At 62.0% G+C, this 18,378-nt stretch carries 22 protein-coding genes; 17 read left to right on the top strand and 5 right to left on the bottom strand.

The genetic code is table 11. The features are described 5' to 3' along the window. Nucleotides 1-8 precede the first annotated feature (8 nt). The 13 genes from AC4PTT_RS05695 (at nucleotide 9) to AC4PTT_RS05635 (ending at nucleotide 8,919) form a co-directional block, all read left to right on the top strand. Complete coding sequence (locus AC4PTT_RS05695) at nucleotides 9-1,058, top strand: flagellar hook-associated family protein (protein ID WP_412032979.1); 1,050 nt, start codon at nucleotides 9-11, stop codon at nucleotides 1,056-1,058. Between the two features lie 32 nt (nucleotides 1,059-1,090). Next, on the top strand, nucleotides 1,091-1,441 hold the full coding sequence (flaF, locus tag AC4PTT_RS05690; protein WP_113152890.1) for a flagellar biosynthesis regulator FlaF: 351 nt from the start codon (nucleotides 1,091-1,093) through the stop codon (nucleotides 1,439-1,441). Further along, nucleotides 1,438-1,875, top strand: a complete 438-nt coding sequence (gene flbT, locus AC4PTT_RS05685; RefSeq protein ID WP_113152891.1) for a flagellar biosynthesis repressor FlbT — start codon at nucleotides 1,438-1,440, stop codon at nucleotides 1,873-1,875. The genes flaF and flbT overlap by 4 nt, the downstream gene beginning before the upstream one ends. Nucleotides 1,876-1,878: 3 nt before the next feature. Beyond that, complete coding sequence (flgD, locus tag AC4PTT_RS05680; RefSeq protein ID WP_206544156.1) at nucleotides 1,879-2,283, top strand: flagellar hook assembly protein FlgD; 405 nt, start codon at nucleotides 1,879-1,881, stop codon at nucleotides 2,281-2,283. Between the two features lie 3 nt (nucleotides 2,284-2,286). After that, nucleotides 2,287-2,553, top strand: coding sequence for a flagellar biosynthesis protein FliQ (gene fliQ / locus AC4PTT_RS05675; RefSeq protein ID WP_007008607.1), 267 nt, complete (start codon nucleotides 2,287-2,289; stop codon nucleotides 2,551-2,553). A 114-nt stretch (nucleotides 2,554-2,667) separates the two neighbouring features. Next, complete coding sequence (gene flhA, locus AC4PTT_RS05670) at nucleotides 2,668-4,755, top strand: flagellar biosynthesis protein FlhA (protein WP_113152893.1); 2,088 nt, start codon at nucleotides 2,668-2,670, stop codon at nucleotides 4,753-4,755. Between the two features lie 72 nt (nucleotides 4,756-4,827). After that, nucleotides 4,828-5,574 (top strand): flagellar biosynthetic protein FliR, encoded by a 747-nt coding sequence (gene fliR / locus AC4PTT_RS05665; protein WP_113152894.1) that lies wholly within the window; start codon nucleotides 4,828-4,830, stop codon nucleotides 5,572-5,574. Between the two features lie 2 nt (nucleotides 5,575-5,576). Continuing rightward, complete coding sequence (locus tag AC4PTT_RS05660) at nucleotides 5,577-5,966, top strand: hypothetical protein (protein WP_492162266.1); 390 nt, start codon at nucleotides 5,577-5,579, stop codon at nucleotides 5,964-5,966. Between the two features lie 60 nt (nucleotides 5,967-6,026). Continuing rightward, nucleotides 6,027-6,572, top strand: a complete 546-nt coding sequence (locus AC4PTT_RS05655; RefSeq protein ID WP_222473995.1) for a rod-binding protein — start codon at nucleotides 6,027-6,029, stop codon at nucleotides 6,570-6,572. 22 nt (nucleotides 6,573-6,594) lie between these two features. Next, nucleotides 6,595-7,008 carry a hypothetical protein gene (locus AC4PTT_RS05650; protein ID WP_204360837.1) on the top strand — a complete coding sequence of 138 codons (414 nt, stop codon included), beginning with the start codon at nucleotides 6,595-6,597 and terminating at the stop codon, nucleotides 7,006-7,008. Further along, entirely contained in the window at nucleotides 7,005-7,523 is a 519-nt protein-coding gene (locus tag AC4PTT_RS05645; RefSeq protein WP_206544157.1) for a hypothetical protein, read from the top strand. Before AC4PTT_RS05650 ends, AC4PTT_RS05645 begins: the two co-directional genes overlap by 4 nt. A gap of 455 nt (nucleotides 7,524-7,978) precedes the next feature. Then, a complete protein-coding gene (locus AC4PTT_RS05640) occupies nucleotides 7,979-8,512 on the top strand; it encodes a MarR family winged helix-turn-helix transcriptional regulator (RefSeq protein WP_113152898.1) in 534 nt (177 codons plus the stop codon). Between the two features lie 125 nt (nucleotides 8,513-8,637). Then, nucleotides 8,638-8,919: an SCP2 sterol-binding domain-containing protein gene (locus AC4PTT_RS05635; protein WP_113152899.1), complete on the top strand. Its 282-nt coding sequence runs from the start codon at nucleotides 8,638-8,640 to the stop codon at nucleotides 8,917-8,919. A 136-nt stretch (nucleotides 8,920-9,055) separates the two neighbouring features. Here AC4PTT_RS05635 and AC4PTT_RS05630 read toward each other — a convergent pair whose 3' ends face one another. Both AC4PTT_RS05630 and odc2 read right to left on the bottom strand, forming a co-directional pair. Next, nucleotides 9,056-9,637: a GNAT family N-acetyltransferase gene (locus tag AC4PTT_RS05630; protein ID WP_492162265.1), complete on the bottom strand. Its 582-nt coding sequence runs from the start codon at nucleotides 9,635-9,637 to the stop codon at nucleotides 9,056-9,058. Between the two features lie 121 nt (nucleotides 9,638-9,758). Next, complete coding sequence (gene odc2, locus AC4PTT_RS05625) at nucleotides 9,759-10,892, bottom strand: ornithine/lysine decarboxylase (RefSeq protein WP_113152901.1); 1,134 nt, start codon at nucleotides 10,890-10,892, stop codon at nucleotides 9,759-9,761. A 543-nt stretch (nucleotides 10,893-11,435) separates the two neighbouring features. Between odc2 and AC4PTT_RS05620 the strand changes: the two genes are divergently transcribed. The 4 genes from AC4PTT_RS05620 to AC4PTT_RS05605 all read left to right on the top strand — a co-directional run bounded on the left by AC4PTT_RS05620 (nucleotide 11,436) and on the right by AC4PTT_RS05605 (nucleotide 15,435). After that, nucleotides 11,436-12,623: an amidase gene (locus AC4PTT_RS05620; RefSeq protein WP_492162264.1), complete on the top strand. Its 1,188-nt coding sequence runs from the start codon at nucleotides 11,436-11,438 to the stop codon at nucleotides 12,621-12,623. 11 nt (nucleotides 12,624-12,634) lie between these two features. Then, nucleotides 12,635-13,537, top strand: coding sequence for a LysR family transcriptional regulator (locus AC4PTT_RS05615; RefSeq protein WP_113152903.1), 903 nt, complete (start codon nucleotides 12,635-12,637; stop codon nucleotides 13,535-13,537). 89 nt (nucleotides 13,538-13,626) lie between these two features. Next, a complete protein-coding gene (locus AC4PTT_RS05610) occupies nucleotides 13,627-14,271 on the top strand; it encodes a DUF1007 family protein (protein ID WP_492162263.1) in 645 nt (214 codons plus the stop codon). Nucleotides 14,272-14,274: 3 nt separating this feature from the next. Beyond that, nucleotides 14,275-15,435, top strand: a complete 1,161-nt coding sequence (locus AC4PTT_RS05605; RefSeq protein WP_492162262.1) for a nickel/cobalt transporter — start codon at nucleotides 14,275-14,277, stop codon at nucleotides 15,433-15,435. Nucleotides 15,436-15,465: 30 nt separating this feature from the next. Here AC4PTT_RS05605 and AC4PTT_RS05600 read toward each other — a convergent pair whose 3' ends face one another. From AC4PTT_RS05600 to AC4PTT_RS05590, 3 genes are all read right to left on the bottom strand, one after another. Further along, on the bottom strand, nucleotides 15,466-15,669 hold the full coding sequence (locus tag AC4PTT_RS05600; protein ID WP_113155996.1) for a hypothetical protein: 204 nt from the start codon (nucleotides 15,667-15,669) through the stop codon (nucleotides 15,466-15,468). A 140-nt stretch (nucleotides 15,670-15,809) separates the two neighbouring features. Further along, a complete protein-coding gene (locus AC4PTT_RS05595) occupies nucleotides 15,810-16,484 on the bottom strand; it encodes a GNAT family N-acetyltransferase (protein WP_206994813.1) in 675 nt (224 codons plus the stop codon). A gap of 272 nt (nucleotides 16,485-16,756) precedes the next feature. Further along, nucleotides 16,757-18,376: a TRAP transporter large permease gene (locus AC4PTT_RS05590; protein WP_206544164.1), complete on the bottom strand. Its 1,620-nt coding sequence runs from the start codon at nucleotides 18,374-18,376 to the stop codon at nucleotides 16,757-16,759. Nucleotides 18,377-18,378 lie beyond the last annotated feature (2 nt).

Raw genomic sequence — 18,378 nt, 5'->3', positions numbered from 1 at the left:
GAGAGCACATGAAAACCTCCTTCATCTCATCGCTCGCCATGTCGCAGACGCTGCGCTATCAGACGATGCGCATGCAGTCGGAGCTGGCCGAGAGCCTGAAGGAGTCGCAGACCGGCCGTCACTCCGATGTGGGCATAGCCCTTGGCGCGCATGCCGGCCGCAATCTCTCCATGGACCGCAACATCGACCGGCTGAAAGGCCTGATCGACGCAAACGCGCTCGCCGCCAACCGGCTTTCGGCAACGCAGAACGCCATGTCGCAGATCGGCGACATGGGCCAGAGCCTGCTCGCCTCGCTGACCGCAGCAAAATCCGACATCGATCAGGTCGCCGTTTCGCAGGCCGAGGCGGAGCGTGTTCTCAAAACGCTGACCGGCGTGCTCAACACCAATCTGAACGGCGAATATCTGTTCGCGGGCATCAACACCGATGTGAAGCCGCTGACCGATTTCCACGATGCAGGCTCGCCGGCAAAGACCACCTTCGACGCCGCCTTCATGGCCAAGTTCGGCTTCACCCGCGACGATCCGGCAGCCGCCACCATCAGCGCGGCCGACATGGACGACTTCATCACCAATTATGTGGAGCCGCAGTTCACCGGCGCGGGCTGGGAAACCAACTGGTCCAGCGCATCGAACCAGAAGATCACGAGCCGCATCGCCATGAACGAGATGGCCGAGACCTCGCTGACAGCCAATGAGAACGGCATCCGCAAGCTCGCCATGGCAGCCGCCACCATCTCCGACCTCCTCAACGGACCGCTTGGCGAAGAAGCCCGCAACGTTCTCTACGAAAGATCGCTCACCATGGTCGGCGAGGCCATTGCCGACATCGCCAATGCGCAGGCGCATGCCGGCGTCGTGGAGAACCGCGTGTCAGACGCCAGCGCGCGGGTTTCCGCGCAGGTGGATCTCTTCAAGACACTCATCAAGGACAGCGAGGGCATCGACCCTTATGAAGCCGCGACACGGGTCAACGACCTGCGCGCGCAGCTTGACGCATCCTATGCACTGACCGCCCGCCTGCAGCAGCTCAGCCTGCTCAACTATCTGCGTTAACCGACAGCCGGAACCAAACGAACGGGAAGCACATGTACCAGTTTTCCTACAGCGAAGTTCAGACAGACTCGCTTGCCGACGCCCGGGACAGGGAGGAGCAGGTTCTGAGCCGATCGATCGAGCTTCTTCAGAGGGCGCGCGAGAAGGGCCTGAACTCGCAGGAGGCTGTCGAGGCCATTCACTTCATGATGCGCGTCTGGACCGCCTTCATCGACGATCTCGGCAGCCCGGACAACGAACTGCCCAATGAGTTGAGAGCCAATCTCATCTCCATCGGCTTATGGCTTCTGCGCGAAGGTGAAGAAGTCCGTCAGGGGCGTTCCCAGAACCTGGACGGCCTCATAGAGGTGTCGCAGATCATTCGCGACGGCATCCAGCAATGAGCACACTGAAAATATCCCTGAAGGCGAATGAGAAGATCTACGTCAACGGCGCGGTCATCAAGACCGACCGCAAGGTGACGCTCGAATTCCTGAACAATGTCCAGTTCCTGCTCGAGAACCACGTTCTGCAGGCAGAGGATGCGCGCACGCCGCTGCGCCAGGTCTATTTCACGGTGCAGATCATGCTGATCACGCCGGAAAACGCCGATGATGCGCGCCGGCTCTTCAATCAGCTTCTGCCGCGCCTGCTCGACAGCTTCACCAATGAACGCATTCGCGCCGGCCTCAAGCATGTCGAGGAACTCGTTTCCAACGGGCAGGTCTATGACGCCCTGAAGGAAATCCGCGCGCTCTATCCAATCGAAGACGAGATCATCGCACAGCCTGCCGCGCCCACCGGGGACAACAGGCTGGCTGCAATGGCAGGGGAGTAAGTCATGAACGTCGAAGCGACTTCGGGCGCACAGCAGGCCCAGAAGGCCGGCGCCGCCCGGCAGGCCAACGCGCCGCAGACCGTCGACTACCAGTCGTTTCTGCGCCTTCTCGTGGCCGAGATGAAAAACCAGGATCCCACGAGCCCGATGGAATCCACCGACTACGTGGCCCAGCTCGCCAGTTTCTCGCAGGTGGAGCAGTCGGTACAGGCCAATGCCAAGCTTGACCAGATCCTTCAGGCCTCGGCGCTGGCGCAGGCCGGCAGCTTGGTCGGCCGCGAAGTCACCTCCGCCGATGGCGAGATCACCGGAACGGTTGCCGAAGTGCGCCTCTACAGCGATGGCGTGATGGCCGTGCTGGAAAGCGGCGACAAGATCCCCGTCGGCCCCGGCGTTGTGATACGCTAGGCCATGAACGAAGCCGACGCCCTCGATATCGTCCAGTATGCGATCTGGACCGTTCTGGTGGCATCCAGCCCCGCGGTCATCGTCGCCATGGTGGTCGGCGTCGGCATTGCGCTTGTGCAGGCCCTGACACAGGTGCAGGAAATCACCCTCACCTTCGTGCCCAAGATCGTTGCGATCCTCGTTGCGGTGGCGTTTTCGGCACCTTTCGTCGCCTCGCAGATCTCCGGCTTCAGCAACGTCATCTTCCAGCGCATCGAGGGCGGGTTCTAGACCCAGCCTTAATTACAGCCGGCAATCCTCCCACGCTCCTCTTTCGCGCAAGCTTGAGACGCTAGCTTCGACGCAAAGGCGTGCAAACGCCTTCCATCGAGTGGGAAGACCGGCATGGCGTTAAGCGAAGCAATCACAGGCGCAGAGACCCGAAAGCACGGCCGCGACATCGGCTTCGCAATCGGCGTCGTCATCATTCTGGCAGTGCTCTTCCTGCCCATCCCGCCATTCCTGATCGACGTCGGCCTGGCGTTTTCCATCGCTCTTTCGGTTCTCATCCTCATGGTGGCGCTGTGGATCCAGCGGCCGCTGGACTTCTCGTCCTTCCCCACGATCCTGCTCATCGCAACCATGCTGCGCCTGTCGCTCAACATCGCGACAACCCGCGTTATCCTGTCGGAAGGCCACGAGGGAGCAAACGCCGCCGGCTATGTCATCGGCGGCTTCTCGCGCATGGTGATGAGCGGCGATTTCGTGATCGGCCTCATCGTCTTCATGATCCTTGTCGTGGTGAACTTCGTCGTCATCACCAAAGGCTCGACCCGTATCGCAGAGGTGGGCGCACGCTTCACGCTGGACGCCATTCCCGGCAAGCAGATGTCCATCGACGCCGACCTCTCCGCCGGCACCATCGACGACAAGGAAGCCCAGCGCCGGCGCGCCGAACTCGAAGAGGAAAGCTCCTTCTTCGGCGCCATGGACGGTGCATCCAAATTCGTGCGCGGCGACGCCATTGCCGGCCTCATCATTACCGCCATCAACATCGTCGGCGGCATCGCCATCGGCTATGCGCGCCACGACATGAGCATCGGCGAGGCAGCCGATGTCTTCACCAAGCTTTCGGTGGGTGACGGTCTCGTCTCGCAGATCCCGGCGCTGATCGTTTCGCTCGCCGCCGGCCTGCTCGTTTCCAAGGGCGGCACGCGCGGCTCTGCCGATCAGGCCGTGTTCGGCCAGCTCAGCGCCTATCCCCGCGCGCTGTTCGTCGCCGCCATGCTGCTCACCGTTCTCGGTCTGGTGCCCGGCCTGCCGTTCCTTCCCTTCATCACGCTTGCCGTCATCATGGCCGCCATCGGCTACACGCTGCCGCGCCGCGCGCGTCAGCGTCAGGAAAGCGCCGACGAGGCCCAGCGTCAGGAGCAGCTCTCGCAGGAAGAAGAAGAGCGCAACTCCGTCAAATCCTCGCTCAAGACCGCGGAGATCGAACTTCTCATCGGCAAGCAGCTCTCCACGCGGCTTCTCGCCTCGCATCAGGAGCTCGCCTACCGCATGGGCAAGATGCGCAAGAAATTCGCTGCGCAATACGGCTTCGTGGTCCCCGAAGTGCGCCTGACGGATGATTATACGATCCCGCCAAAGAGCTACCGCATCAAGATCCACGGCACCGTGGTGACCGAATATCAGATGCGTGTGGGCGAGTTGCTCGTGCTGGTCGGCAACAACCGGATGCCGGACATGCCCGGCGAAGAGGTCAAGGAACCCGCCTTCGGCATGCGCGCCTTCTCCGTGCCGGAGATGTTCGCCGACGATCTGAAGCGCGAGCGCTATGCGTTCGCCGACAACATGTCGGTGTTACTCACCCATCTGAGCGAAGTGATCCGCAACAACCTGCCGCAGCTTCTTTCCTACAAGGACATGAAGGCGCTGATCGAGCGGCTTGATCCGGAATACCGGAAGCTTGCCGACGAGATCTGCTCCTCGCACATCACCTATCCGGGTCTGCAGGCAGTGCTGAAACTGCTCCTTGCCGAGCGCGTCTCGATCCGCAACCTGCACCTCATCATCGAGGCCATTGCCGAAATCGCCCCCCATATCCGCCGCACCGAGCAGATCGTCGAGCATGTGCGCATCCGCATGGCGCAGCAGATCTGTGGCGATCTGACGGAAGGCAACACGCTCAAGGTGCTGCGGCTCGGCGGCCGCTGGGATCTGGCCTTCCACCAGGCGCTCAAGCGCGACGCCAAGGGCGAGATCCGCGAATTCGACATCGACCCGCGCCAGCTCGAAGAGTTCGGCCAGGATGCGAGCAAGGCAATCCGCAAGCATCTGGACGCCGGCGAGCGCTTCGTTCTCGTCACCGCGCCGGAAGCCCGTCCCTATGTGCGCATGATCACCGAGCGCCTGTTCCCCACCCTGCCGGTGCTCAGCCATGTGGAAATGGCCAAGGGCGTCGAGCTCAGCGTTCTGGGCTCCATCTCCTGATGCGACGTCCGCCCCTTCCTTCATGCAGACCCGGCGTCCACCGCCGGGTCATTCCTGCCACGGGCTGACGCGATGCTTGAAACGCCGCTCCTTGCAGCCTTTCTGGCGTTCTGCCGCATCGGCGGCTGTTTCCTGTTCATGCCGGGCCTTTCCAGCGTGCGCGTTCCCATGCAGGTGCGGCTGTTCGTGGCCGTTGCCGCCACGCTTGCCATGCTCGCGCATCTGTGGGACCTCATCACGCCGCATGTGTCGAGTGAGCCCGGACCACTTTTCCTGCTCATCGCTTCGGAACTCGCCATTGGCGCGCTGATCGGGCTCATCGCCCGGCTTTATGTCCTGTCGCTGCAATTCATCGGCACATCCATGGCGATGTTCGCCGGTTTCGGCATGGCTGCCGGCGGCACCGCAATCGAAGAAGCCGAACCGCAGCCGCCGCTTACCGCGCTCATCTCGCTGTCGGCGCTGATGCTGCTTTTCGTTCTGGACTTCCACCACGAGATCATCCGCGCGCTCGTCGTGTCCTATCAGCTCGCGCCGATCGAAAGCCTGTTCGATCCGCAGTCGGCCCTGACCGACATCACCGACACGCTCTCCGACGCCTTCTACGTGATGATCCGGCTTGGCAGCCCGTTTCTCGCCTACGCCATTCTGGTCAATCTGGGCATCGGCTTCATCAACAAGCTCACGCCGCAGATCCCGATCTACTTCATCTCCCTGCCCTTCGTGATCGCGGGCGGCCTGATCCTGCTTTATTTCGCCATTCCCTCGCTGCTCGGCCTGTTTGCCGAGGGCTTCTTCCCGATTTTCGAGGGGCGCTAGCCATGGCGACGCCACGACAAAAACGCCTCCAGAAACTGGTTCTCGTGATGCAGCGCCTGAAGGACTACCATCAGGCCCAGCACGCGACCCATCTGGCGCAAGCGATTGCCGCCGAGGAAGAGGCAAAGGCCATCACCGACACGCTCGACACCGGCACGGACATGACCAACCTCTTCCCGGAACTCTATCACCGCCGGGTGGCCAGTGCGATGGAGCGCAGGCAGGCCAGCGCCGCACGCGCCCGACAAGAGGTCGGCAACATCATGCAGGCGGATGCCCGCGGAAACGCGCTGGCGCGCGCCTATCGCGAAGCCACCGACCTCGAAGAGCGCAGCGCCGCCGACAAGGAATGTCTCGAATTCATCGAGCGCCGCAGGTCAAACGAGGCTTAAGCCTCCCACAAGCTTGATCTGGGAATATGCCGGTTACAGACACGAGCGATGGAGGACGCCTTGGCGATATCGCCTCCCGGCGACATTGTTTTGAATGTGGCGCGCGCCGCAGATCCGGCCAAAGCCGCCGCCGCGAAGGAGCGGTTGCAGGCAAAGTCGGGCGCGACGGCCAGCTTCCAGGCAGTGTTCGACGCAAGACCCGTCGGCGCAACCAGAACCGACGCCAGCGCACCTTCCGATGTGGAGAAGAAGTTCGAGGCCATGGTGCTTCAGAACTTCATGCAGTCGCTCCTGCCGGAAGAGACCTCCTCCGTTTACGGCGAGGGGCTGGCCGGCGAAATGTGGCGCTCCATGCTCGCGCAACAGCTTAGCGAGTCCCTCGCCGAGCAGGGCGGGCTGGGCATCGCGCGCAATGTGCTGCGCGACTACACGGTCGAAAACGAAGAACGGGTTCCAGTGGGCGCTGTCTCGCAGACACCCGAGCAGGAAGAGGCAGGCAGGCGGGCTCTCATGTCCACCGCCATGGTCGAGGAAATCGAACGGCATGCAGCCAGGACACTCGGGGTAAACCCAGCCGCTGCCGCACGTGACGAAAAAGAGAGCTGAAGCTCAGAAACGGAACGAACCCATGTATGATATGACCTCCGCAGCCAATTCCGAGAAAGCCGCCCTGGCCATGAACCAGCATGGAGGCGCGAGCGCTCTGGCAATCATGCGCCGCATCGAGGAAACCATCGACGCCGAGACGGACGCGATCCGCAACAATCCCGGCTTCGACATCAAGGCGTCCAATGCGCGCAAGAGCCGCCATCTCTACGAACTAACCCGCGCCCTGAAAGGCGCAAATGAAGCAGGCCTCGCCAACGCACACCGCGATGCGCTGGAGCGCCTGCGCGACAAGCTCGCCGTCAATGAAGAGACCATTCGCGCCCATATGAGCGCCGTCAACGATGTGGCCGACCTCCTGCAGGAAGCCATCGAACGCGCCCAGACCGACGGCACCTATTCCGAACGCGAATTCGGGCAGGCCTCACCCGCATGATCAAGTTCGTCCTTGCAGCCCTGTGGATCTGCGCCGTCACGGTGGGAACGATGCTTTATTCGTTCCAGTTCTCACAGGCCAAGAACAGCGCCGAGCCACCGCCCGCCTTCTTCGGCGGCCTCGACTATGTGAGCACCGACGTGATCTCGGTGCCGGTCGTGAAGAACGGCGCGGTGGATGGCTATTTCCTCGCGCGCCTGTCCTATTCGGTGGATTCCAAGAAGATCAAGGCGCTCAGCATTCCCATGGACGCCATGCTGGTGGACGAGATCTACTCCCATCTCTACGCCAACCCCACCATCGATTACGCAAGCGAAGACGGTTTTAACGTAAACGCCTTTCGCGACGGGCTGATCGAGAGCATCAATGCCCGGGTCGGCGACGAACTCGTCCATGAAGTGTTTATCGAGCAGGCCGACTATCTGTCGAAAGCGGAAATCCGCAATCAGGGAGCACGGAGCCGGCTCGGTCCGGATTCCGAGAGCAGCGCACCCGCATCAAAAACCGATCACTAGGGACACGACTGACACTGTCGTCCTGCTCCTGAAACACCTTCTGCTAGCCAAAGATCCCAGGCCCTGAAAATCGCCATGGTTTTCAGGGCTTTTGCTTGTCTGAGATCAGGCAAAGCCGATGGACCGCCTCCAAAAGCTTCATACCTCAGCGCGCCGAAAATAGAGATTATAATTTTAAAACTTGAAATATTATAAAGAATAAAAGCTATCTTCAGACAGCCATAATTTGCGAAATTAGCCCAATTCGTGAACTTTTGTTTCCGAACGCCTCATTCCTGTCCAAAATCGATTTGTTTAATGCAGATATAAGGCGTTGCCTTATACAGCGAACCTATGCAAACAGTCTTTTGCTACTGCGATTATCCCGGTCATTTTTCGTCCGGGGTGCAGAGCGCTGTTTCGTTGCCGCCCTTCGCGCGGGCCGAAAGAGTATATTTTGGAGATTTATAGTGACGATGACGCACACCACGGTCGATATTTCGCCGCCGACCACGGATAAGGAATATATCGAAGCTTTTGACACCGACACCAACGGTACGTGTTTACCGCCCCTGGCAACGGCCATCGGATACAAGCTGCGGCGTGCGCAGCTTGCAGTCTTCCAGGATTTTCAGAAGTCGTTCGCTTCGGTGAAGTTGCGTCCAACCGAGTTTGCGGTGCTTTCCCTGATCGCCGCAAACCCCGGCCAGAAGCAGACCGAAGTTGCAGAACAGCTCGGCATCAAGCGCGCCAATTTCGTCGCATTGATGGACTGTCTGGAAAACCGTGGCCTTGCCGAACGCCGGAAGGGCGACATAGACCGCCGCTCCCACTCTCTGCACCTCACCGAGAAGGGCGCGGATTTCATCACCGAAATCTCGAAGCTCTGGGCACAGCATGAGAAGCGGATCATCGACAAACTGGGCGGAGAGGACAACCGCAACGCCCTCATAGCACTGCTCGACCGCCTGCTGGCTCCCAAGAAAAGAACCCCGCTACCGCGCCGATGAACGCCAGAAAAACGTTGACGTAAACGTCAACAAATGACTAGTGTCGCCATGTCAGGCCGCACGCTCTCAGAGCGGGTGAAGCCATCGAAACAAGAAAGCGCATCCGGGTTACAGGGAGAATACGCATGGGGATGGACGCAATTGCCGAGAAGGTGAAAGCACGTGTCGCAGATTCGGGCTTTGGCAGCTCGGTGAAATTCGATTGCGGCGATGACGGTGTCATCGTCATCGACGGAAACAGCGTCTCCACCGAGAACGGTGATGCCGATTGTGTCATCAGCCTCGCCAAGGAAGACCTCGAGGCCATGATCGCGGGCGATCTCGACCCGACAGCCGCTTTCATGCAGGGAAAACTCAAGGTGGCCGGAGACATGTCCGTCGCCATGCAGCTCAGCCAGGTGCTCTAAACGACAGCTGAACAGCAGGTCTCCTGCACCATTGCAGGAACCATAACGCATCAGGGCGGATCGCTTTTGTCAGGAAAGCGCTCCGCCCTTTTTCATTTCGGAATGGCACGCAGGTCTTATCCCCAGGATCAGAACCCTAGACAACCCGCCCATGCGCCCCGGCGCGCGCGGCGATCAGGCGGCCACTCGCCTCAAGCGTCCCGAAAGCACCGGCAAGCACGCCGGGCCTGAACTCGAGCGCCTGAAAGCGTTCAGCCTCATAGGGTCCGGGCATGGCAAGCGCACCCGTCAAACTGGCCGAAAACCCGAAGCGCTCATAATAGGCGGCGTCTCCCACCAGCAGAACGGCTGCGTGCTCCAGCCGCCTGGCCTCGGCCAGCGCATGGCGCATCAGGGCCGCGCCCACCCCGCGCCCGGCAAGCGCCGTTTCGACAGCAAGCGGCCCGAGCAACAGCGCGGCAGGGCCGCCCTCGCCGGCACGCACGTCCCACAGACGCACCGACCCGATCATGAAACCATCCGCATCGCGCGCAACAAACGCCAGCCCCTCGGCCGGCACCCGGTCACGGCGCAGCGCCTCGGACGATTTCAGCCTGCGTTTCGGTCCCATGACGCGGTCGAGCAGCGCCTCGCGCTCGATCTCGTCATGCGCTGTTTCGCAAATAATGGAGAAGGCAGGCGCAAGCGCTCCACCGACAACAGCCTGGGTCATGGCCATGTCCTCGATGTTCTATCAATCGCACAGATCGCCCTGCGCGTCCGAATGGGCGCAGGGCGATCTGGAGGCAGTGTGGAATGAGAAGCCCGCGCGTTCCTGCGCGGGCCGGATGTCCGATGCGTCAGATGACGTAGGATCGGAGCGGCTCAAACCCGTTGAAGGCCACCGAAGCATAGGTCGTGGTGTAGGCGCCCGTGCCTTCGATCAGCACTTCATCGCCAATGGTCAGCGACAGCGGCAGCGGATAGGGCGTCTTCTCATACATCACGTCTGCGGAATCGCAGGTCGGGCCGGCCAGAACGCAGGGTGCGGTCTCACCGCCGTCATGCGGCGTCACCAGCGGGTAGCGGATGGCCTCGTCCATCGTCTCGGCCAGACCGCCGAACTTGCCGATGTCCAGATAGACCCAGCGCACATTGTCGTTGTCCGCCTTCTTGGAGATCAGCACGACTTCCGACTTGATGACGCCGGCATTGCCGACCATGCCGCGGCCCGGCTCGATGATGGTCTCGGGAATGCGGTTGCCGAAATGCTTGCGCAGCGCCGAGAAGATCGCCTGGCCATAGGCCTGTGCGGCCGGAACGTCGCGCAGGTAGCGGGTCGGGAAGCCACCGCCCATATTGACCATGCGCAGCACGATGCCTTCGTCAGCCAGCGCGCCGAACACGCCACGGGCGTCTTCCAGCGCGCGGTCCCATGCATCGAGATCGGTCTGCTGCGAGCCGACATGGAAGGAAACGCCATAGGGGTCGAGGCCAAGCGTGCGGGCATGGCGCAGAACGTCCACGGCCATGGCCGGCACGCAGCCGAACTTGCGCGACAGCGGCCATTCAGCGCCAGCGCCGTCCGTCAGCACGCGGCAGAACACGCGCGAGCCCGGTGCGACGCGCGCAATCTTGTCCACCTCTTCCTCGCAGTCCACCGCGAACAGGCGAATGCCAAGCTCATAGGCGCGCGCAATGTCGCGCTCCTTCTTGATCGTGTTGCCGTAGGAGATGCGGTCGGGCGTCGCGCCGGCGTTCAGCGCCATCTCGATTTCGGCCACCGAAGCGGTGTCGAAGCTCGAGCCCAGCTGGGCGAGCAGGCGCAGGATCTCCGGGGCCGGATTGGCCTTCACGGCGTAATAGATCCTGGAATCGGGCAGCGCCTTTTCAAAGGCGCAGTAATTGTCATGCACGACGTCGAGGTCGACGACCAGGCAGGGACCATCGGGACGGCGGGTGGCGAGGAAGTCAAGAATGCGCTGAGTGGCCATCAGTCTCTCCAATTGCGGCCCTGCTGGCCGCATTACCGAAGCTTCGAAACTGCAAATGCCGTCAGGCATCCGCGGTGGACAAAGGACGCGGCGTGCACACACTGGGGCCGGCAGGTGGAGAGCACCGGAACCAGGTCATGCGTAACGCGTATCGATGCATTCCCGCCTTGCGGCGAATATGCGCTTTGTCTGCCTCAGCTTTGGATGGGAGACCCCAACCGCACTGCCGGCAATGAAGGTGTGCCTCTTCAGTAACCCCGGCTTTTGGACAGCCGGCAGACACCAGAAAGGCCCGCACCGTCGTTGCTTCAAGATGTCCTCGATCTATCGGTTGGCCGTAAGATCGACTGGAGCGGTTAGGTCCAGGTACCGTACCGGTTTCCTCGCCATTTTCGAGGTCCGGCGGACACCCACAGGCACGTGCGACTTTGGGCAGCGCGGATATAGGGGCAACGCCTGTCACAATCAACGAAATTTTTTGTGTGCTTGAAAAAAAGTTCCTGAATGCCAACCTGTTGCCGCAGGACCCAGCGAGGAAAAACAATGACAACGACCCGCGACACGCTGAATGCTTTCCTCGACTACCCGAACCTCCCCCTTCCAGTCTCAGGCGAAGGCCCGCTCAACGGGCTGACACTCGGCGTCAAGGACATCTTCGACGTGGAAGGCTACCCGACCGGCGGCGGCAATCCGGATCGCGCCAAAGCCTTTCCCGAAGCGACGGGCACCGCGCCCGCCATCCAGCGCCTGCTCGACGCCGGCGCGCAGTTCATCGGCAAGACCCAGACCGACGAGCTCACCTTCTCCATGATCGGGCTCAACGCCCACTTCCCGGCTCCGGTCAATCGCGCCGCCACGCAGCGCTTTACCGGCGGCTCCTCTTCCGGCTCGGCTGCGGCCGTGGCCGGCGGGCTTGCCGACATCGCCGCCGGTTCGGACACCAATGGCTCCATCCGCGCGCCCGCTTCCTACTGCGGCCTGATCGGCCTGCGCACCACCCATGGGCGCATTTCGCTTGAGGGTTCGATGCCGCTTGCCCCCTCCTTCGATACGTTCGGCTGGTTTGTGCGCGACGCCTCGCTCTATGCCCGCGTGGGCGATGTCCTCCTCGGTGAGGACACGCACCGGACACGCCTGACAAAGCCGGTTCGGATCGCGGAACTCGAAGCGCTTCTGTTCGGCGAGCAGGAGCGCGACGCCTACACAAGCATGCTCCACGCAACAGGTCGTCATTTCGAGCGCGAAGCGGCGTTTCTCGCCCTTCCCGGAACGGTCGATGCGCTCTTCTCCTGCTTCCGCACCATTCAGGCTTACGAGGCCTGGCAGTCCCATGGGGATTTCATCCGCAGGGAAAAACCGCAGCTTGGGCCCGGCGTGAAGGACCGGTTCGAATTCGGCAGCCGGATCAGCGCCGAAACCGTTGCCGGGGCCCGTGCCGAACGCCACCGCTTCCAGCAGGATTTCGCAGCGCTCTTCGAAGACGACATGGTGCTGGTCATGCCCACCCAGCCAACGGTCGCCCCGCTCAAAGGTGCGACCGAGGAGGAGCTGGACCGTTTCCGCGGCCTCGCGCTCAGCCTCACCTCCATTGCCGGCCTGCTTGGCTGGCCCCAGATCACCCTCCCCCTCGGTCACGTGCATGATGCCCCCTTCGGCATCTCGCTTCTCGGGCCAGCCGGCAGCGACCGGCAGCTCATTCGCATGGCCGCAGACATTCTCTCCGGAACCTGAAGGATACGCCCTTGGACACCCTCAGCCGCATGCGCGCCTTTGTCGACGTGGTCGAAGCGGAAGGCTTCTCCGCAGCCGCCCGCAAGGTCGGCAAGTCGAAGGCCCTGCTCTCGAAATATGTGCGTGAGCTCGAAGACGAACTGGGCGCGCTGCTTCTGAACCGGACCACAAGGCAATTGTCGCTGACGGAAGCCGGCCACACCTATTACGCGCGCGCCGTGGAGCTGCTGCGCGATGTGGAAGACCTGGCTGAATCCGTGCGCGATTCCTCCGGTGACGTGCGCGGCCGCGTCCGCCTTTCCGCCCCGCGCACCTTCGCCGACGCGCCTGTCGGCCAGTCGCTGATCGATTTTGCCAAGGCGCATCCCGACATCACGCTGGAGATCAATCTGGATGACCGGTTCGTCGATCTCGTGGAAGAAGGTTTCGACCTTGCGATCCGGATCACGAAGCTCTCCGATTCCTCGCTCATCGCAAAGCGCCTCGCCCCCTTCCGCGTCGTGCTCTGCGCTTCCCCGGAGCTGATCGCCACCCATGGCGAGCCCAAGAGCCCGCAGGATCTGACCCACCTGCCCTGCATCGTCGACACCAACAGCCGCTATCGCCAGAACTGGCCCTTCCGCGACGAAGATGGCGAAATCGTCAATATCCCCGTCACCGGGCGCATCGAGGTCAACAGCCCGATGACCGCGCGCGCTGCCGCGATCTCCGGGCTGGGTTTCGCCGTCCTGCCGGACTTCATCGCCGATCCCGAGGTCGAGGCCGGCCGCCTCGTGCCCCTGCTTCAGGACAATGCCGCCAATGGCGCGGGCATCTACGCCATCTACCCGCATCGCCGATACCTTCCGGCAAAGGTGCGCGCTTTCGTCGACTATCTGGCGCGCTGGCTGAAGGAAAATTATCCCACGCGCTAACAATTGGTCTAATTTCCGCCGGGTTCGTGTAAAACACAGCACAAACGAGACGGGAGCAGACATTTCAAATGCCGACTTGCAAAAAAACCATGCTGAGAACCGGCATCGCGCTTTTGGCCATCGCCTGCGCGGCTCCCGTATTCGCGCATCCGCACGTCTTTGCCGAAGCGCGTCTCGACGTGAATGTCAACGATCAGGGCAACATCGCATCGCTGCACCATGTGTGGCGTTTCGATGATCTGTTTTCCAGCACCGTGCTGGTCGAGTTCGACAAGAACCAGGACCTCGCGCTCAGCCAGGAAGAGCTGGACGAGGTGGCAGGCGTCGTTCACGCCTCGCTTGGCGACTTCAACTATTTCCAGCTCGTCACCAGGGACGGCAAGGATGTCGCGATGGAAGCGCCGGACCGGCTCATTGCCGATTTCGTCGACAACCAGCTCATCATCCTGTTTGAATCGAAGCCCGAAGCGCCGCTCGCCCTCGACGGCAAGATTTCGCTCGGTGTCTACGACCCCACCTTCTACACAGCCATCGACTTCATCGAAGACAGCTACATGACCGTCAACAATCTGCCGGCCGGTTGCACGCAGAGCGTCGTCCGTCCCGATCCCGATGAAGCGCTCGCCCAGAACCAGCAGACGCTGACCGAGGCCTTCTTCGAAGATCCGACGGGCAACGACATGAGCAAGATTTTTGCGACCCGGCTGGAGATCGCCTGCAACAAGGACAGCTGACCAATGCTTCCATCCCGCCGTGTTGTCATCGCAGCCGCCGCGCTGACCATTCTGGCCACGGGCGCGGCCCTCGCGCAAAGTTCGCTCGGCATCGGCGCGGCAGAGCCGGCAATTACGCCGACAGGCCCCTTCGCCGGCACGCTGCAATGGATCAACACCCAGCAGCAGGCGTTCTACCGCACGCTCACCGGCGCGCTGAAAGCGATGCGGGACGATGGCAGCAATCTCTGGATCCTGATCGGCCTGTCATTTGCCTATGGCGTCTTTCACGCCGCCGGCCCCGGCCACGGCAAAGCCGTCATCTCGTCCTACATGCTGGCCAATGAAGTGGCGCTTCGGCGCGGCGTGGTTCTCTCCTTCGCCTCCGCGCTCCTGCAGGGGCTCACCGCCATTGTCCTCATGAGCATCGTCTTCCTCGCGCTGCGCGGCACCTCCATCTCCATGACAGACGCCGCCCGCTTTCTGGAAACCGTCAGTTTCGGCCTCATCGCCGTGTTCGGCGCATGGCTCCTGTGGCGCAAGCTCTCGGGCATGATGCGCAGAAGCCCGGCGCCAGAGCCCGCGCCGCAGGCCATGCACAGCCTGTCTGCCGCCCATGCCGGCAACCACGCGCATGAGCACCACGATCATTCCACCTGCGGCCACGCGCATCATCACGATCACGCACATGATCATGACCACGGACATGACGGACACAGCCATGACTGTGGCCACGACCACGGGCACGCTCATAACCATGGGCATGATCATGAACATGACCACGGGCACGCTCATGGTCCGGGCGAAGTCTGCCCCTCCTGCGGCCATTCGCACGCACCCGATCCCGCCCTGCTTTCAGGCGAGCGGTTCGACTGGAAGACCGCGAGCACGGCCATTGCCGCAGTCGGCATTCGCCCCTGCTCGGGCGCGCTCATCGTGCTCACCTTCGCATTCCTGAACAGCCTGTGGCTCGGCGGCATGCTCTCGGTCATCGCCATGTCCATCGGCACGGCCATCACCGTTTCTATTCTCGCGACACTCGCGGTCACGGCCAAGAACTGGGCAATCGCGCTATCGGGCAGCGACCGCGCAAGCAATCGCGTTCACAATGTGATCGAGATCGGCGGCGCAGCCATGGTCATGCTCCTGGGGCTCACGCTTCTGGCAGCGAGCCTCACCGCCTGAGATTTCCTGTCTGTCGAAAAGGGAGCGGGGTCAGTCCCGCTTCTTCTTCTGGGCGCGCGCGCGAAGCCAGAACACGCCGAAAAACGCGAGTACGAACAGCGCCGCGAAAGTGCCCGCCGCCCAGGGCGAATACTCGCCAATGGCCAGCATGATGCGTGGCATCAGATACGCCACGACGCCAAAACCGATGAGGATGAGCGCGGCCGCGATCGCCGCCTTGCGATTTTCCGACAAGTGATCCCGTCCGTCTTCCAGATCGTCCCGCGTCCATTCCGACGCACAAAGGACCATCGCAATCATTGATGCAGCCCCGGGCATTCCCGCCCGCCTGCACGTTGCCACAGCAAAAGCGCCTGCAATCAATCCGCCCCGGATCAGTCCCGGAACGCTTCCAGCCGCTTCCTCTGTCGGCCTTCCTTATCGAAATTGGCCGGATCAAGCCATCCGTCAAATGCACTTTTTAGGGCCGGCCACTCGCTGTCGAGCATGGAAAACCACGCCGTGTCGCGGTTCTCACCCTTGACAACCATATGCTGCCGAAACAGCCCCTCATGGGTGAAGCCAAAGCGCTCAGCCGCCCGCCGCGAGGGTTCGTTGGCATTGTTGCACTTCCACTCGAAACGCCGGTAGCCCAGATCCTCAAACACATGGCGCGCCACCAGATAGAGCGCTTCGGTCGCCCGCACCGTTCGCGAAATCCCCGGCCCCCAATAGATGTTGCCCACCTCGATCACGCCATTGGCCGGATCGATGCGCATCAGCGCCTGCCGCCCGCCAACCGCGCCCGTCTCCTGATCGATCACCACATGGAAAAATGGATCGGCGCTGGCAGCCGCCTGTTCCAGCCATTCCTGAAACGCCTCACGGCTCAGCGGCGGATAATCGCCCAGCCAGCGAAACCGCTCACCGGCGTCGGGAACGGTCGAAACCGCGTAGAGCCCGTCGCCATGGCGCGCCGGATCAAGCGCCTCCAGCCGCACGGTGCGCCCCTCCAGAGCGGCGCGCCCGGGACGCGGCCTTGCTGTCCAGCCGGAGAGATCGGTCTGCATGTCGGTTTCCTCCAAATGCGCCTTTTCTCCTGAAAAGCACGCCCGCCCTGCACAAAACAGACCCAGCTCCAGACGCAGGCTGCGCCAGAGAAAAAGAAGCGGCGTCAGAAGCATCACGGGAAGGGAAATATCAGGGTGGAAAACGGGCGGAGCGGCCACTGGTCGGCCGCCCCGCTTCGAACCGTGCTTGGGAGGAGGAAAGCCGATCCGACATCCAGAATCCTAAGCGCGAAGTCGTTAACGTTTACTTAACGCAATCCCTCAAATCCCGATTATCGCGTCACAATCTCAGGCCCCATAAGGCTATAGGGCAACCATGTTGACATAAACGGTACATAGGTGACGAGGATCAGGAAGACGAACAGCACCAGCACGAAGGGCGCTGCCGCCCGCACCACCTGGATCAGACTCATGCCGGTGATGCCACTCGTCACGAACAGATTGAGCCCGATCGGCGGCGTGATCATGCCGATCTCCATGTTCACCACCATGATGATGCCGAGATGCACCGGATCGACCCCAAGCTCCATGGCGATGGGAAACACCACCGGCGCAACGATCAGGAGAAGACCCGACGGCTCCATGAACTGGCCACCCAGAAGCAGGAGCAGGTTCACGGCAATCAGGAAGGTGAACCAGGTGAAGCCCGCATCGACCATGAGGGCGGTGATCGCCTGCGGAATGCGCTCGGCGGTCAGCACATGGGCAAACAGCAGCGCGTTGACGATGATGAACATCAGCATCACCGTCGTGCGCGCGGCGTCCACCGTCACCTTGCGCGTTTCCTCGTTGAAGAAGGCGCGCAGGAAATTGCGCCCCATCAGCCCCAGATTGCGCCGCCAGATCGGCAGACTGGCCACCAGAAGCCCCGCAAGGCCCCGGGAACCGGCCTGCTTGCCGCGCCACAGCGCATAGGCGACCATTGCCACCAGCGACAGCACGATGCCCGTCAGCGTGCGCCCCTGAAGCGTGACGCCCTCCCAGTCCGCCGTGAGGAAGAAGGTCAGGATCATCCAGACGAAGAAGAAGGCCAGCGCATAGACGGTCGCGGAGAACCCGATGCGCGCATTGACGCCATCCTCATCGCGCACCCATTGCTCGCCCTTCATCGGCCCCATGTCACGGTAGACAAAGACCGCCACAAGGAAGGAATAGACAGCGGCAACGGCCGCCGCCTCGGTCGGCGTGAAAACGCCGCCATAAATGCCGCCCAGAATGATGATGATCAGGAACAGGCCCCAGCCGGCTTCCTTGCCGCCCGCGATGATCTCGCCAAAGCCCTTCCAGTCTTCCGCCGGCAAATTGCGCACCCGCGCCATCACATAGATGGCGATCATCAGCATCAGGCCCGCCACCAGCCCCGGCACCACACCGGCCAGGAACATGCGACCAACCGAAACATCCGTCGCCGCCGAATAGACGACCATCACGATGGAAGGCGGAATGAGAATGCCGAGCGTGCCCGCATTAGCGATGATGCCGGCTGCAAATTCCTTGGTGTATCCGACCTGCCGCATGCCGGCGATGGCGATGGTGCCGATGGCCACCACCGTTGCCGGCGACGAGCCGGAAAGGGCCGCGAACATCATGCAGGCAAGAACCGACGCCATGGCCAGGCCGCCACGGAAATGCCCGACCGAGGCGATGGCGAAACGGATGATGCGCCGCGCCACGCCGCCCGTCGACATGAAGGCGGACGCCAGAATGAAGAACGGAATGGCAAGCAGCGTGTAGTTCTGCGACGCGGTGAACAGCTGCAGCGCCACCGACGATATGGAATCGCTGGAAAAGAACGCGATGATGATCAGCGACGAAAGGCCGAGCGCCACCGCCACGGGAACGCCCATGAACAGAAGGAACAGGACGAGGATGAACAGAATGGCTGGTTCCATCG

This window comes from Nitratireductor sp. WH36-1 (genome assembly GCF_058725515.1).
This window is presented reverse-complemented; position numbering and strand designations above follow the sequence as displayed.

What these genes read in the sequence shown, in the direction of transcription:
- flgD (WP_206544156.1), top strand. Translation starts at nt 1,879, where the DNA reads ATGAACGTCGAAGCGACTTCGGGCGCACAGCAGGCCCAGAAGGCCGGC.
- AC4PTT_RS05630 (WP_492162265.1), bottom strand. Translation starts at nt 9,637, where the DNA reads ATGGCCATGACCCAGGCTGTTGTCGGTGGAGCGCTTGCGCCTGCCTTC.
- flaF (WP_113152890.1), top strand. Translation starts at nt 1,091, where the DNA reads ATGTACCAGTTTTCCTACAGCGAAGTTCAGACAGACTCGCTTGCCGAC.
- AC4PTT_RS05695 (WP_412032979.1), top strand. Translation starts at nt 9, where the DNA reads ATGAAAACCTCCTTCATCTCATCGCTCGCCATGTCGCAGACGCTGCGC.
- AC4PTT_RS05595 (WP_206994813.1), bottom strand. Translation starts at nt 16,484, where the DNA reads ATGCAGACCGATCTCTCCGGCTGGACAGCAAGGCCGCGTCCCGGGCGC.
- AC4PTT_RS05605 (WP_492162262.1), top strand. Translation starts at nt 14,275, where the DNA reads ATGCTTCCATCCCGCCGTGTTGTCATCGCAGCCGCCGCGCTGACCATT.
- fliQ (WP_007008607.1), top strand. Translation starts at nt 2,287, where the DNA reads ATGAACGAAGCCGACGCCCTCGATATCGTCCAGTATGCGATCTGGACC.
- AC4PTT_RS05650 (WP_204360837.1), top strand. Translation starts at nt 6,595, where the DNA reads ATGTATGATATGACCTCCGCAGCCAATTCCGAGAAAGCCGCCCTGGCC.
- AC4PTT_RS05645 (WP_206544157.1), top strand. Translation starts at nt 7,005, where the DNA reads ATGATCAAGTTCGTCCTTGCAGCCCTGTGGATCTGCGCCGTCACGGTG.
- AC4PTT_RS05620 (WP_492162264.1), top strand. Translation starts at nt 11,436, where the DNA reads ATGACAACGACCCGCGACACGCTGAATGCTTTCCTCGACTACCCGAAC.
- AC4PTT_RS05635 (WP_113152899.1), top strand. Translation starts at nt 8,638, where the DNA reads ATGGGGATGGACGCAATTGCCGAGAAGGTGAAAGCACGTGTCGCAGAT.
- flbT (WP_113152891.1), top strand. Translation starts at nt 1,438, where the DNA reads ATGAGCACACTGAAAATATCCCTGAAGGCGAATGAGAAGATCTACGTC.
- AC4PTT_RS05660 (WP_492162266.1), top strand. Translation starts at nt 5,577, where the DNA reads ATGGCGACGCCACGACAAAAACGCCTCCAGAAACTGGTTCTCGTGATG.
- AC4PTT_RS05640 (WP_113152898.1), top strand. Translation starts at nt 7,979, where the DNA reads ATGACGCACACCACGGTCGATATTTCGCCGCCGACCACGGATAAGGAA.
- fliR (WP_113152894.1), top strand. Translation starts at nt 4,828, where the DNA reads ATGCTTGAAACGCCGCTCCTTGCAGCCTTTCTGGCGTTCTGCCGCATC.
- odc2 (WP_113152901.1), bottom strand. Translation starts at nt 10,892, where the DNA reads ATGGCCACTCAGCGCATTCTTGACTTCCTCGCCACCCGCCGTCCCGAT.
- AC4PTT_RS05610 (WP_492162263.1), top strand. Translation starts at nt 13,627, where the DNA reads ATGCTGAGAACCGGCATCGCGCTTTTGGCCATCGCCTGCGCGGCTCCC.
- flhA (WP_113152893.1), top strand. Translation starts at nt 2,668, where the DNA reads ATGGCGTTAAGCGAAGCAATCACAGGCGCAGAGACCCGAAAGCACGGC.
- AC4PTT_RS05590 (WP_206544164.1), bottom strand. Translation starts at nt 18,376, where the DNA reads ATGGAACCAGCCATTCTGTTCATCCTCGTCCTGTTCCTTCTGTTCATG.